The 13208-nt window shown below is 74.5% G+C and carries 13 protein-coding genes; 9 read left to right on the plus strand and 4 right to left on the minus strand.

The features are described from left to right. Together ACZDWJ_RS17385 and ACZDWJ_RS17390 are read right to left on the minus strand one after the other, a co-directional pair. The coding region (locus tag ACZDWJ_RS17385; RefSeq protein ID WP_463523014.1) for a hypothetical protein at positions 1-281 on the minus strand (281 nt) is incomplete at its 3' end. 36 nt (positions 282-317) lie between these two features. Next, complete coding sequence (locus ACZDWJ_RS17390) at positions 318-1394, minus strand: questin oxidase family protein (RefSeq protein ID WP_463523016.1); 1077 nt, start codon at positions 1392-1394, stop codon at positions 318-320. Positions 1395-1454: 60 nt separating this feature from the next. On the opposite strand from ACZDWJ_RS17390, the gene soxR reads away from it, so the two are divergent. From soxR to ACZDWJ_RS17405, 3 genes are read left to right on the plus strand one after another with little or no spacing between them, the layout of a single operon-like run. Then, positions 1455-1907 carry a redox-sensitive transcriptional activator SoxR gene (gene soxR, locus ACZDWJ_RS17395; protein ID WP_463523018.1) on the plus strand — a complete coding sequence of 151 codons (453 nt, stop codon included), beginning with the start codon at positions 1455-1457 and terminating at the stop codon, positions 1905-1907. A gap of 10 nt (positions 1908-1917) precedes the next feature. Next, entirely contained in the window at positions 1918-3852 is a 1935-nt protein-coding gene (locus ACZDWJ_RS17400) for a M3 family metallopeptidase (RefSeq protein ID WP_463523020.1), read from the plus strand. Between the two features lie 5 nt (positions 3853-3857). Then, on the plus strand, positions 3858-4274 hold the full coding sequence (locus ACZDWJ_RS17405) for a YjbQ family protein (RefSeq protein ID WP_463523022.1): 417 nt from the start codon (positions 3858-3860) through the stop codon (positions 4272-4274). Here ACZDWJ_RS17405 and ACZDWJ_RS17410 read toward each other — a convergent pair. After that, positions 4255-5070 carry a GNAT family N-acetyltransferase gene (locus ACZDWJ_RS17410; RefSeq protein WP_463523024.1) on the minus strand — a complete coding sequence of 272 codons (816 nt, stop codon included), beginning with the start codon at positions 5068-5070 and terminating at the stop codon, positions 4255-4257. The two genes, ACZDWJ_RS17405 and ACZDWJ_RS17410, sit on opposite strands and share 20 nt — an antisense overlap. A gap of 74 nt (positions 5071-5144) precedes the next feature. Between ACZDWJ_RS17410 and ACZDWJ_RS17415 the strand changes: the two genes are divergently transcribed. The 6 genes from ACZDWJ_RS17415 to ACZDWJ_RS17440 all read left to right on the plus strand — a co-directional run bounded on the left by ACZDWJ_RS17415 (position 5145) and on the right by ACZDWJ_RS17440 (position 12181). Continuing rightward, on the plus strand, positions 5145-6098 hold the full coding sequence (locus tag ACZDWJ_RS17415; RefSeq protein ID WP_463523026.1) for an SMP-30/gluconolactonase/LRE family protein: 954 nt from the start codon (positions 5145-5147) through the stop codon (positions 6096-6098). Positions 6099-6108: 10 nt separating this feature from the next. Continuing rightward, positions 6109-8016 (plus strand): 1-deoxy-D-xylulose-5-phosphate synthase, encoded by a 1908-nt coding sequence (dxs, locus tag ACZDWJ_RS17420; protein WP_463523028.1) that lies wholly within the window; start codon positions 6109-6111, stop codon positions 8014-8016. A 327-nt stretch (positions 8017-8343) separates the two neighbouring features. Next, the gene (locus ACZDWJ_RS17425; protein ID WP_463523030.1) at positions 8344-9399 is read left to right on the plus strand and encodes a hypothetical protein; all 1056 of its coding nucleotides are present in this window, start codon (positions 8344-8346) and stop codon (positions 9397-9399) included. Between the two features lie 108 nt (positions 9400-9507). After that, on the plus strand, positions 9508-10449 hold the full coding sequence (locus tag ACZDWJ_RS17430) for a PAC2 family protein (protein ID WP_463523032.1): 942 nt from the start codon (positions 9508-9510) through the stop codon (positions 10447-10449). After that, entirely contained in the window at positions 10449-11309 is an 861-nt protein-coding gene (locus ACZDWJ_RS17435) for an acyl-CoA thioesterase (RefSeq protein WP_463523034.1), read from the plus strand. Before ACZDWJ_RS17430 ends, ACZDWJ_RS17435 begins: the two co-directional genes overlap by 1 nt. Further along, entirely contained in the window at positions 11306-12181 is an 876-nt protein-coding gene (locus tag ACZDWJ_RS17440; protein WP_463523036.1) for an acyl-CoA thioesterase, read from the plus strand. The genes ACZDWJ_RS17435 and ACZDWJ_RS17440 overlap by 4 nt, the downstream gene beginning before the upstream one ends. Positions 12182-12328: 147 nt before the next feature. Here the strand turns inward: ACZDWJ_RS17440 and ACZDWJ_RS17445 are convergent, their stop codons facing one another. Beyond that, entirely contained in the window at positions 12329-13207 is an 879-nt protein-coding gene (locus tag ACZDWJ_RS17445; RefSeq protein ID WP_463523038.1) for a MaoC family dehydratase, read from the minus strand. Between the last annotated feature and the right edge of the window lies 1 nt (position 13208).

A 13208-nucleotide genomic window follows, 5' to 3' on the forward strand; every position in this document is an offset into this window, starting at 1 on the left:
AGCCGGCGCCGGGCCGCCACTCCCGCGCTCAGGAGCAGGACGATCGCGGCGACCGGGAGACCGACCTGGAGCAGGGTCGCGCCGAGCACCCCGCCGTCGGCCAGGTCGTCCCGCGTGCTCGGCGGCAGCATCGCGTCGGGTGCGATGAGGACGTAGGCGGCGGCGACGACCCAGCCGAGCATCGCGAGCGTCGCGATCGCACAGGGCAGCGAGGCCAGGCCCACCGGCATCCACGCGAGCCAGGGGCGCGTGTCGGCAGGTCGGGCGGGGTCCGAGGTCACGCCCTCAGCCTGGCACAGGCCTGGGCCGGCGCCGGCTCACATCGGATCGATCGACGCCAGCGCCGAGCGGATGCTCGCCACCGCCGCGCCGTCGCCGGTCCAGGAGGCGACGTCGAGGGCGGTGTCGGCGAGCTTGATCGCATGCTCGTCGCCGTGGGCGACCGCGGCCTCGAAGGCGCCGAGCGGGTCGCGCGCGGGCTCGCTGGCGACGACCCGTCGCGCCGGTGCGGCGGTGGCTTCAGGGACGGGTGCGGCGTAGACGGCGTGCAGCGTCGCGGTGGCCGACCACGCCGCGAGCGCGGTCTCGGGCCACAGCTCGCGCGGCAGCACCGGCAGGATCCGTCGGACCGCGTTGGGCGCGGTGGAGGCATGCACGAGCATGATCGGCGCCTCGCTGGAGGCCCGGGCGTAGTGCTCGACGCTGGCGGTCACCAGGTCCTGCATGAGATGTGGGACGTCGTCGGCCGCCGGCAGCGTCGTCGGGTGCGGCCGGCCCTCGGCGTCGAGGGCGTCGAGGCGCTGGCGCAGGCCACCGCGGCGCGGCTCGAGGGGCCGGATCGCGGCGAGGGAGGCGGCGACGTCGGAGCCGAGGGGGACGCCCGCGCTGGGCGGCACCAGGTGGGCGGCGGCCCAGTAGCCCAGTGCGTGGGCGATCTCGCGGGCGCCGGCGTCCTCGGGCACCGTCCCGTCCGTGAGCGCCCGCACCGCGTGGCCGACGCGGATCACCGGGTGGGCGGCGCCGCCGGCGAGGCCGGGCAGCAGCCGCAGCCACCACGTCGTCAGCACCTGCTGCCAGCCGTGATGGTCGACCTCGCCGAGGAACAGCGCGGTCCAGTCGGCCAGGCGGCGGCGATCGCCGAGGGCGTCGGCCCACTCCTCGCGCGGCACCGGTCGGCCGTGGTCGAGCGGGCTGTCGAGGCGGGTGCGGTAGTCGGCGGTCCAGGCGTCGATGCGCGGGGCCAGGCCGTGGTGGGCCATGGCCTCGACGACCATCGGGCCGTGGTTGGAGAGGTAGCCGTCGAACTCGGGTCCGGCGGCCTGCAGCAGCTCCCATCCGTCGCAGAGCTCCTGCGAGGGCGTGGCGATCTGGATCTGGGTCGGCGAATCAGGCATGGACTGATCGAAGAACCTCGAGCAAGGTAGAGGTCAAGACCCTCGACGATCGGATCCGCGATGGCTCCCGCCGCCCTCCTCACGCCCTCCCAGGTCGCCGCCCGCAGCGGCGTCGCGGTGACGGCCCTGCACTTCTACGAGCGCGAGGGCCTCATCACCGCCACGCGCACCACCGGCAACCAGCGCCGCTACGAGCGCGAGGTGCTGCGACGGCTCGCCTTCATCCGCGCCTCCCAGCAGGTCGGCATCCCGCTGCGCGACATCGCCGACGCCCTCGCCTCCCTCCCCGAGGGCCGCACGCCCACCAAGCGCGACTGGACGGCGCTCTCGCGACGCTGGCGCGCCGACCTCGAGCGGCGCATCGCCGGGCTCACCGAGCTGCGCGACCGCCTCGACGGCTGCATCGGCTGCGGCTGCCTCTCCCTGCGCTCGTGCGCGCTCTGGAACGCCGAGGACACGCTCGGCGCCGAGGGGCCCGGGCCACGACGGCTGCGTGTCGGTCGGGACGGGTAGGTTCGCGGGCATGCCGCAGCCGTCCCCGCTCGCCCTGCCCGCCGACGCCGCCCCGCAGGCCTGGCGCGACCTCCTCGACGGCCGCGCCGTCGGCTCGCTGGAGGAGGCCGGACGCCTCGCCGACGAGCTCCGCGCGCTCACGCCCGGCGACGACGACGCGCTGCGGCTCTGGAACGACCTCGGCGTCGCACTCGGCAACGCCTCGGCCATCTGCTCGCTGCTCTCCTCGGTGCACCCCGACGCCGACCTGCGCAGCCGCGCCGAGGACCTCATCGCCGACCTCAGCCGCTTCCAGACCGACCTGATGCTCGACGTCGCGGTCTTCGAGCGGCTCGACGCCGTGGCCGCCGACGGCCTCGACGAGCGCCTGGGCGAGGGCGCGGGTCGTGTGCTCGCCGACGCCCTGCGCGGCTTCCGCCGCAGCGGCGTCGACCGCGACGAGGCCACCCGCGAGCGGCTGCGCGCGCTCAGCGAGCGCTCCACCGAGCTCGAGCAGGCCTTCGCCCGCACCATCCGCGACGGCGCCCGCACCACCCGCGTCCCCGCGTCCGCGCTCGAGGGCCTGCCGGAGGACTACCGCGAGGCCCACCCGGCCGACGCCGACGGCACCGTCGCCATCGGCACCGGCTACCCCGACACCAACCCGTTCCTCACCTTCTCCGCCGACCGCGACGCCCGGCACGCCGTGCACGCCACCTTCCTCGATCTCGGCTGGCCCGAGAACGACGAGGTGCTCGGCGAGCTGCTCGCGCTGCGCGACGAGCGCGCCCGCCTGCTCGGCTACGCGAGCTGGCCCGACTTCGACGCCGAGGTCAAGATGATCGGCTCCGGCTCGGCGATCGCCGAGTTCATCGACCAGATCGCCGGCGACGCCGCCGCGGCCTCCGAGCGTGACCGCGACGTCCTGCTCGCGCGCGCCCGCCAGGACCACCCCGACCTCACGACGCTCGACGTCACCGACGCCCGGTTCTACTCCGAGGTCGTGCGCCGCGAGCAGTACGACGTCGACGCCCAGCTGGTGCGCTCCTACTTCGACTTCCAGCGCGTGCGCCAAGGCCTCCTCGACGTCACCGGGCGGCTCTTCGGCCTCACCTACACCGACGTCCCCGACGCCCCGAGCTGGCACGAGGAGGTCAGCGTCCACGACGTCTGGCTCGACGGCGAGCGGCTGGGCCGCATCCACCTCGACCTCCACCCGCGCGAGGGCAAGTACAACCACGCCGCGCAGTTCGACCTCGTCCCCGGCGTCCGCGACCGTCAGCTGCCCGAGGGCGTGCTGGTCTGCAACTTCTCCCGCGGCCGCATGGAGCACAGCGAGGTCGTCACCCTCTTCCACGAGTTCGGCCACCTGCTGCACCACGTGCTCGCCGGCCGACACCCGTGGGTGCGCTTCAGCGGCGTCGCCACCGAGTGGGACTTCGTCGAGGCGCCCAGCCAGATGCTCGAGGAGTGGGCCTGGGACACCGCGGTCCTGCAGGGCTTCGCGACGAACGACGCCGGCGAGCCGATCCCGACCGCCCTGGTGGAGCGGATGCGCGCGGCCGAGGAGTTCGCCCAGGGCTGCTACGCCCGCACCCAGATGTACTACGCCTCGGTGTCCTACCGCTTCCACGCCGAGCTCCCGGCCGACCGCACCGCCCGGCTGCGCGAGCTCTCCGAGCAGTACGCCGCCTTCGAGGCGCTGCCCACGAGCCACTTCCACTGCGGGTTCGGCCACCTGGCCGGCTACACCTCGGCGTACTACACCTACATGTGGAGCCTGGTGATCGCGAAGGACCTCTTCTCCGCCTTCGACGCCGGCGACCTCTTCGCCCCCGAGGTCGCCACCCGCTACCGCGACCGCGTCCTGGCCGCGGGCGGCAGCAAGGACGCCGCCGACCTCGTCGAGGACTTCCTCGGCCGGCCCTACGGCTCCGCGGCCTTCCGCGCCTGGCTGGCGGGCTGAGCGTCATGGACTCCGTCGTGCTCCAGGTGCACACCGGCGCCCGCGAGGCCGTCGTCGACCTCACCGAGGAGGCCGCGCGGTTCTGCGCCGGGCTTGCAGACGGCCGGGGAGACGGGCTGCTGCACGTCGTCGTCCCGCACGCCACCGCGGGCATCGCGATCCTCGAGACCGGCGCCGGCAGCGACGACGACCTCCTGGCGGCCCTCCGCGACCTGCTGCCCGCCGACGACCGCTGGCGCCACCGCCACGGCAGCCCGGGGCACGGACGCTCCCACGTGATGCCGGCGCTGATCCCGCCCTACGCGAGCGTCCCCGTGCTCGGCGGGCGCCTCCAGCTCGGCACGTGGCAGAGCATCTGCCTGGTCGACCTCAACGTCGACAATCCCGACCGCGAGGTGCGGCTCAGCCTGCTGGCGGGCTGACCTCGACCGCCGCCACGCCCTGCTCGAGGGCCCGCTCGGCCTGCAGCTGCAGGCCGACGTCGACGAACCCGAGCGTCCGGTAGTGGTCGAGAGCGGGGTAGTGGGGCTCGGCGACGAGCACCAGCCGCGCGCCGCCGCCGGTGCGGACGTGCGAGGCCGCGGCGCCCAGCAGCGCCTCCTCGAGCGCGCGACCGCGCACGCGCCGCGGGATCTCGCTGCCCTGGATGCGCACGAGACCCGGCCCGGCGCTCACGACGCCGAGCGCGCCGATCAGGCGTCCGTCCTCGAACGCGCCGAACCAGGCGCCGCCGCCGCGCGTCATGGCCCGCTCGTCGGCGGCGCGCGCCCGGACGAAGGCCAGGTACACCGAGTCGGCGCGCAGGTCGTGGCCGACGCCGAGCGAGACCCGCTGCTCCCAGTCGTGGTCGTCGACGAGCTCGCGGACGACGATGCCGGGCGTCGGGTGCGTGCGGCGCACCTCCTCGGCGGCGAGCACCACCGAGACCGACGTCGAGAACCCGGCCGCGCGGAACGGCGCCAGGTCCGCGGGGCTCGCGGGGGCGTCGATGCCGAAGGACTCGTGGTGCGCCTCGGGGAGGTGGTGACGGAAGGCGGCGCGCACCAGGGGGAGGTCGCGGGTGAGCGGACGGCGTCGCAGGAGCAGGAAGTTGCCCCAGTGGCGCTGGGGCGCGCTCGGCGTGCGCACGACGACGAACGTGGGGTGGTGCTCGACCACGCTGCCCGCGCTCGCGAGCAGCGCGAGGTCGGTGCGCCAGGCGAGGGAGACGACGTCCATGGCCGGACGTTAGGGCCTGCGGTGACACGGCGTGTTTCGCCGACGTCACGGCCGATGACCGACAAGGTGGGGCCATGCGCATCCCCGCCGCCGAGGTCGGCCTCCAGATCCATCCCGTCGACGGGCCCGGCGCCGAGGACGTCGTCGTCGCCCCGGGTGGCCGCTTCGAGGGCTCGGTGTTCACCGGCACCGCCGACGGCGCGATCTGGCGGGTCTCCCACGACGGCGCCTCCACCGAGCGCGTCGCGCACACCGGGGGCCGCCCGCTGGGCATCGAGATCGACCCCGACGGCCGGCTCCTGGTCTGTGACGCCCACCGCGGCGTCCTGCGCGTCGACCCCGCCACCGGAGCCGTCGAGGAGGTCCTGCGCGACGTCGACGGCGCGCCGATGGTCTTCTGCAACAACGCCGCGATCGCCGAGGACGGCACCGTGTGGCTCTCCGACTCCTCCACGCGCTTCGGCATCGAGCGCTGGAAGGACGACTTCGTCCAGGACACCCGCACCGGACGACTGCTGCGGCTGGCGCCCGACGGCACCGTAGGGGTGGTCCTGGACGGCCTCGCGTTCGCCAACGGGGTGGCCCTGGCCGCCGACGGATCGTTCGTCGTCGTGGCCGAGACCGCTGCCCGCACGCTGGTGCGCTGGTGGATCACGGGGGAGCGCGCCGGCACCCGCGACCTCCTCGCCGAGGACCTCCCCGGCTACCCCGACAACATCGCCCGGGGCTCCGACGGGCTCATCTGGGTGAGCATCGCCAGCCCGCGTGATCCCGTGGTGGAGCGCCTGCAGCGCGGGCCGATGGCGCTGCGCCGCCTGGCCACCAAGGTGCCCGCGCCCCTGCAGCCCAAGCCGCAGCGCACGGTGCGCGTCCAGGCCTTCGACGACGCCGGCCGGCTGGTGCACGACCTCGACGTCGACACGCCCGGCTACCACATGGTCACCGGGGTGCGCGAGCACGAGGGACGGGTCTGGCTGGGGAGCCTGGAGGAGCCCGCGGTGGCGGTCCTGCGGGTACCCGCCCCGTAGACTCCCCGACATGGGAGTGCTCTCGTCGATCACCGGCCCCCGCGACCTCCGCGGCCTGGCTGACGACCAGCTGACGACCCTCGCCGCCGAGATCCGCGACGTGCTGGTCACCACCTGTGCGCGCACCGGCGGCCACCTCGGGCCGAACCTCGGCGTCGTCGAGCTGACGCTGGCGATCCACCGGGTCTTCGAGTCCCCGCGCGACCGGATCGTCCTCGACACCGGCCACCAGTCCTACGTGCACAAGCTGCTCACCGGCCGCCTCGGCGACTTCGACGGCCTGCGCCAGGAGGGCGGCCTCTCCGGCTACCCCAGCCAGGCGGAGTCGCCGCACGACATCGTGGAGAACTCCCACGCCTCCACCGCGCTCAGCTACGCCGACGGCCTGGCCAAGGCCTACCGCATCCGCGGCGAGGACCGTCACGTCGTCGCCGTGATCGGCGACGGCGCGCTCACCGGCGGCATGGCCTGGGAGGCGCTCAACAACATCGCCGTGGCCAAGGACTCCCGCCTGGTCATCGTCGTCAACGACAACGGCCGCTCCTACACCCCCACCGTCGGCGGCCTGGCCACCGCGCTGTCGGGGCTGCGCACCAACCCGCGCTACGAGCAGGTGCTCGACCTCGTCAAGAAGCGCCTCAACGCCCTGCCCGGCGTCGGCGCGGCCGCCTACGACGCCCTCCACGCGGTGAAGAAGGGCCTCAAGGACGCCCTCGCGCCGCAGGGCCTCTTCGAGGACCTCGGCCTGAAGTACGTCGGCCCCGTCGACGGCCACGACCGCGCCGCCATGGAGCACGCGCTCACCCAGGCCAAGCGGTTCAACGGACCCGTCATCGTCCACGCCATCACCCGCAAGGGCTACGGCTACGACGCCGCCGAGCGCCACGAGGCCGACCAGTTCCACTCCCCGGGTCCCTTCGACGTCGAGACCGGCGAGGAGCGTCCCAAGGGCGCCATCTGGACCGACGTCTTCGCCGACCACGTCGTGCGCATCGGCCAGCGGCGCCGCGACGTCGTCGCGATCACCGCCGCGATGATGCACCCCGTCGGCCTGCACCACTTCGAGAAGGCCTTCCCCGAGCGCACCTTCGACGTCGGCATCGCCGAGCAGCACGCCGCCACCTCGGCCGCGGGCCTGGCGATGGGCGGCCTGCACCCGATCGTCGCGGTCTACGCCACGTTCCTGAATCGCGCCTTCGACCAGGTGCTCATGGACGTCGCGCTGCACCGCTGCGGCGTCACCTTCGTGCTCGACCGCTCCGGGGTCACCGGTGACGACGGCGCCAGCCACAACGGCATGTGGGACATGTCGGTCCTCCAGGTCGTCCCCGGCCTGCGGCTGGCCGCCCCGCGTGACGCCGCCCGCCTGCGCGAGCTGCTCGACGAGGCCGTCGAGGTCTCCGACGCGCCCACCGTCGTCCGGTTCCCCAAGGGCCCGCCGCCCGCCGACATCGAGGCCGTCGGCACCGCCGGCGGCGCCGACGTGCTGGTGCGCAGCGGCCCCCGCGACGTGCTCATCGTCGCGGTCGGCTCGATGGCCACCACCGCTGTCGAGGTCGCCGAGCGGCTCGAAGCCCAGGGCATCGGCGTCACCGTCGTCGACCCCCGCTGGGTCAAGCCGGTCGACCCCGCGATCGTCGAGCTCGCCCGCGAGCACCGGCTGGTCGTCAGCATCGAGGACAACGGCGAGGTCGGCGGCTGCGGCGCCGTCCTCCTGCAGACCCTCACCGCCGCCGGCGTGCGCACCCCGTTCCGCCTGCACGCGGTCCCGCAGGAGTTCCTCGACCACGCGAAGCGCGCCGTCATCCTCGAGCGCATCGGGCTCACCGCCCAGGCCATCGCGCTGCGCATCGTCGAGGACGTCGCGTCGGCGGGTGTCGTCCCGGTGTCGGCCGACGCCCGTGACGCGCGCGCCTGACCCCACCCGCGCTCCGGGGCGCGGCGCCGTCCCCGCCCTGATCCTCCTGCTCCTCCTCGCCGCGCTGGCCCCTGCCCTGGTGGCCTGCAGCGGCGGTGACGACGCCCCCGAGGGCTCGCCCTCGGCCAGTCCGGCGCCGCGCAGCGCCGTCGTCACGATCGCCGCGCTGCTGCGGCGTCGCGCCGAGGAAGGCGCACGGGCGACCGTCGCGCCTTCCTCGCCACCGTCGCGGGCGGCCCGGCCTTCCGGCGCAGCCAGGCGGCCTGGTTCGACCGCGTCCGTCAGCTGCCGCTGAGCGCCTACGAGCTCGGCGTCGAGCAGCGCGGCGTGGTGCGCGAGGGCGAGCGCTTCCGCGCCGTCGTCGACGTGCGCACCCGGCTGGCGGGCTTCGACGCCACCACCGTGAGCGCCCGCGCCCGCTACCTCCTGGTGCCCGGCCCGCGCGCGGGCAGCGTGCGCGTGGCCGGCGTCGTCGACGCCGCCTGGCAGGAGCGCAACCGCGTCGTCCCGGCGCCGTGGGATCTCGACGGCGTCACGGTGCGCCGCTCCGGCGGCGTCCTCGGGTTCTTCGACGCCTCCACGCTCGCGGCGGCGCCGCAGCTGCTCGAGGCCGTGCAGCGCGGCATCGACGACGTCGCCGCCGAGGTGCCCTACGACTGGAGTCGTCGCGTCGTGGTCTCGGTGCTCGGCTCGCGCGACCTCCTCGACGCCGTCGCCCCCGGCCGCGGGGGAGAGTCCGAGGACCTCGACGGCGTCGCCTACGAGGTGCCGGCCGACGTCACCCGCCCCGAGGGGCGCCTCGCCGCGACGCAGGTCGTCCTCGGCCCCGAGGTGCTGCAGGCCGGGCCCACCGTCCGCGACCGCCTCATCCGCCACGAGCTCACCCACGTCGCGCTGGGCCGGCGCGACGACCGCGCACCCGTGTGGCTCCAGGAGGGCATCGCCGAGTGGGTCTCCACCCGCGCGCTGAGGCCGTGGCAGCGGCTGGTGCCGGCCTCCGCGCTGGAGCTGGCGCGCAGCCGCCCCCGCGCGCTGCCCGAGGCGTCGTCCTTCAACGACGCCGACGGCCCTGCCCACTACGCCCTGGCCTGGTACGCCTGCGAGGAGATCGCCGCGTCCGCGCCCGGCACGCTGTGGTCGGTGCTCGACGCCTTCGCCGACGCCCCGAGCGGGGAGCCCGCCGACGCCGACGACGTCCTGGAGTCGTGGGTCGGGGTCGACCAGCGCTGGCTGGCCGCCCGCGCCGCCCGCCTGATGATCCGCACCTACGCGCCCGAGCCGAGCCCGTCGCCGAGCCCATCGTCGGCCTCCTCATCGGATCCCTCGCCGGATCCCGCGCAGGCAGAGACGTCCGTCTCATCGACGCCCGCCGCCCGCGGGTGAGCCGCCCGCGACGTCTCCACGCTGGAATATCGTGAGGCTGCCGGACGCTCGGACCGGCGACCCCACGCCTCGCAGCGCCCCCGCTGCGCCCAGCCAGGAAGGATCCCGGTGAGCCCATCCCGACTCGTGCACATCGTCGACGAGGTCCCCGAGCTCGACGACTCCGAGGAGTCGCACCTGACGATGGTGCTCGCGCTCGACGGGTTCCTCGACGCCGGCAACGCCGCCGCCCGTGCGGCCCAGCACCTCGTCGACCTCGCCGAGACCACCGGGGAGGCGCGCGTCGTGGCGACCTTCGACGTCGACGAGCTGCACGACTACCGCGCGCGGCGGCCCCCGATGTCCTTCGTCGAGGACCACTACGCCGGCTACGAGGCCCCGCGCCTGGTCGTGCGGCTCCTCCACGACCTCGGCGGCACCCCCTACCTCCTGCTCCACGGCCCCGAGCCCGACATCCGCTGGGAGGCCTTCTGCCGGGCCGTCGGCGACGTCGTCGAGCGCTTCGGCGTCGACCGCGTCGTCACGATGGGCTCGGTGCCGATGGCCGTCCCGCACACGCGGCCGATCTCGATCACCCACCACGCCAACGACCCCGAGCTGCTCACCGGCGTCAGCATGTGGCGCGGCGAGCTGCGCATCCCCAGCAGCGCCCAGGCCCTGCTGGAGATCCGCCTCGGCGACTGGGGGCACCACTCGATGGGCTTCGTGGCCCACATCCCGCACTACCTCGCCCAGCTCGACTACCCGCGGGCCTCCGCGGCCCTGCTCGAGCAGGTCGAGCTCGCCGGCCGGATCACCCTCGACCTCTCCGGCCTGCGGGCCGAGGCCGAGGACCGCGACGTCGAGATCGCCGACCATCTCGCCGCGAACCCCGACGTCGCCGAGGTCGTGGCCGCGCTGGAGCGTCAGTACGACACCTTCCAGCGCGCCCAGGACGGCGGCTCGAACCTCCTGGCCGAGGACCAGCCGCTGCCCACGGGCGAGGAGATCGGCAAGGAGTTCGAGCGGTTCCTCGCCGGCCTCGAGACCCGCGACGACGAGGAGGGCTGATGCCGCGCACCACCGCCGACCTCCTCGAGCTGCTCGACCTCGAGACGATCGACGACGACCTCTTCCGCGGCGACCAGCAGCCCTCCGCGCTCGAGCGGGTCTTCGGCGGCCAGGTCGCCGCGCAGGCGCTGGTGGCCGCCGACCGCACCGTCGACGACTCCTACGTCGTGCACTCCCTGCACGCCTACTTCCTGCAGCCCGGCGACACCGGCGCACGCATCGTCTACGACGTCGAGCGACTGCGCGACGGCCGCTCGTTCGCGACCCGCCGGGTCCTGGCGCGCCAGCACGGCCGTCCGATCTTCGCGATGACCGTCGACCTGCAGCGTCCGGAGACCGGCCGCGACCACCAGGACGTCATGCCGCAGGTGCCGCCGCCGGAGGAGTGCCTCAACCCGCGCACGCTGGCCTCCGACGACGAGCTCGGCGAGTGGGACGCCGTCGAGCTGCGCTACGTCGGCTCCTCGGCCGACCTGCTGCCGCCCGACCCCGAGCGTCCCGGACGTCAGCGGTTCTGGCTGCGCGTCGCCGACCGGCTGCCCGACGGCCCGCCGCTGATCCACACCGCGGCCTTCGCCTACCTCTCCGACATGACGCTCATGGGCGCCGCGCTGGCCCCGCACGGCCTGCGCATCGGCGGACGTCACACGCTCGTGGCCTCCCTCGACCACGCCGTGTGGTTCCACCACGCGTTCCGCGCCGACGAGTGGCTGCTCTACGACCAGGTCAGCCCCGCCGGCAGCGGCGGCCGCGGCCTGGTGACCGCCCGGGTCTTCACCCAGGACGGACGCCTGGTGGCCTCGGTGGCCCAGGAGGCGCTGCTGCGTCCGCTGCAGGCTCCGGCGGGGGAGCGCGCATGAGCATCGAGCCCGTGAGCGGGCAGGACGCCGTCGACGAGCTGGTCGGCCTGCTCGACCTCGAGACCATCGACCGCGACCTCTTCCGCGGCCAGACGCTCGACACCGGCCGCTCCCGCGTCTACGGCGGCCACGTCGCCGCGCAGGCGCTCGTGGCCGGCGTGCGCACCGTCGACCCCGCGCTGTCGGTGCACTCGCTGCACTCCTACTTCCTGCTCGCGGGCGACCCGCGCATCCCGATCGTCTACGACGTCGAGCGCATCCGCGACGGCCGCTCGTTCTCCACCCGCCGCGTGGCGGCCCGCCAGCACGGCAAGCCGATCTACTACCTCACCGCGAGCTTCCAGAAGCACGAGGACGGCTTCGACCACCAGGACGTCATGCCGTCCGCCGCGGCGCCCGAGGACGGCCTGGACTTCATCGCGCTCATGAAGCAGCGCGGCAACGCCGAGGCCGAGCAGCTCGGCCGCGAGTGGGCCGCCCTCGAGGGTCGCTGGGTGGGCAACTCCCGCCACGGCCTGCCGCCCGACGACGCCCGCCCCTCCCGCGCCCAGATGTGGCTGCGGGTGGCCGGCCGCCTCTCCGACGATCCCCTCGAGCACACCGCCGCCTTCGCCTTCGCCAGCGACATCAGCCTCCTCGGCGCGAGCCTCTCGGCCCACGACGTCCCGGCCCATCGCGTCCAGATGGCCTCCCTCGACCACACCATCTGGTTCCACCGTCCCTTCCGCGTCGACGAGTGGTGGCTCTACGACCAGTGGTCGCCCTCGGCCACCGGCGCCCGCGGTCTCTCCCTCGGCCGGATCTTCACCCAGGACGGCGTCCTCGCCGCCACCGTGGCCCAGGAGGGGCTGATCCGTCCGCCTCGGGGGTGACGCAGGTTTCCCCGGTCGACCGGGGAAACCTGCGGATGACAGGCGAAGCATCGGCCGTCATCCGCAGGGATCGCCCGTCATGACGATCGCCGAACACGACGAGACCCCCGCGCCGCCGAGCGGTGCGGGGGTCTCGTGACGCGGGGCTCAGAGCGCCCAGGTGCGTCCCGCCAGGTGCGGGGCGCCGTTGCGCGGGTTGGTGAGCGAGAAGGCGAAGCCGTCGTCGAGCACCGAGGAGCCGAAGGCGACGGTGCCCGGCAGGAACACCGGCTTCTTGAAGGCGACGTCGACCTTCACCGCGCTCGGGAGTCGGTTCTCCAGGGCCGCGACGCACCGCGCCATCGTCCACATGCCGTGGGCGATCTGACGCTGGAAGCCCAGCGCCTTGGCGGTGATCGGGTAGAGGTGGATCGGGTTCGCGTCGCCCGAGACGCCCGCGTACGTGCGGCCGAGGTCGGCCGGCAGACGCCAGAGGATGCCGGTGGGGGCGGCGTCGGGGAAGACCGAGCCCGACGGCGCGCCCTCGGTGCCCTTGCCGCGACGCAGGTAGGTCGAGGTGGACTCCCAGACCAGCTCGCCGTCCGCGCGCACCTCGGTGACGAACTCGAAGATCGTGCCCTTGGGGTGCGGCAGCGGCGCGCCGACGCGGGCGGCGACCTCGAGCTCCTCGCCGACGAGGATCGGCCGGTGGCCGGTGATCGAGTTCTCCAGGTGCACGGTGCCGATGGCCGGGGCCGGGAAGGCGGCGTCGGTCATGATCGCCATGTGCAGCGGGAACGCGAGCATGTGCGGGTAGGGCAGCGGCACGGCGTCCTTGGTCGGGAAGCCGCACACCTCGGCATAGGCGTCGACGTGCGCGCGCTCGACGCGGACGGCCGGCCGGGTGTAGGCCAGGCCCTCGAAGCCCGTGGACGACGCCTTCTTCACGCCCGGCAGCGAGCCGACGAGCGGGAGGGAGGGCAGCGCGGCCTTGAGCAGCACCGAGGCGCCGCCCCCGCCCGACCAGGTCTTGGTCTCGACGGCCATG

This window comes from Nocardioides sp. B129/18 (assembly GCF_055282735.1).

Bases quoted from the DNA above. Each gene is read 5' to 3' on its own strand.
- ACZDWJ_RS17435 (WP_463523034.1), top strand. From the start codon at position 10,449: ATGCCGCGCACCACCGCCGACCTCCTCGAGCTGCTCGACCTCGAGACG.
- ACZDWJ_RS17415 (WP_463523026.1), top strand. From the start codon at position 5,145: ATGCGCATCCCCGCCGCCGAGGTCGGCCTCCAGATCCATCCCGTCGAC.
- soxR (WP_463523018.1), top strand. From the start codon at position 1,455: ATGGCTCCCGCCGCCCTCCTCACGCCCTCCCAGGTCGCCGCCCGCAGC.
- ACZDWJ_RS17445 (WP_463523038.1), bottom strand. From the start codon at position 13,207: ATGGCCGTCGAGACCAAGACCTGGTCGGGCGGGGGCGGCGCCTCGGTG.
- dxs (WP_463523028.1), top strand. From the start codon at position 6,109: ATGGGAGTGCTCTCGTCGATCACCGGCCCCCGCGACCTCCGCGGCCTG.
- ACZDWJ_RS17410 (WP_463523024.1), bottom strand. From the start codon at position 5,070: ATGGACGTCGTCTCCCTCGCCTGGCGCACCGACCTCGCGCTGCTCGCG.
- ACZDWJ_RS17400 (WP_463523020.1), top strand. From the start codon at position 1,918: ATGCCGCAGCCGTCCCCGCTCGCCCTGCCCGCCGACGCCGCCCCGCAG.
- ACZDWJ_RS17405 (WP_463523022.1), top strand. From the start codon at position 3,858: ATGGACTCCGTCGTGCTCCAGGTGCACACCGGCGCCCGCGAGGCCGTC.
- ACZDWJ_RS17440 (WP_463523036.1), top strand. From the start codon at position 11,306: ATGAGCATCGAGCCCGTGAGCGGGCAGGACGCCGTCGACGAGCTGGTC.
- ACZDWJ_RS17390 (WP_463523016.1), bottom strand. From the start codon at position 1,394: ATGCCTGATTCGCCGACCCAGATCCAGATCGCCACGCCCTCGCAGGAG.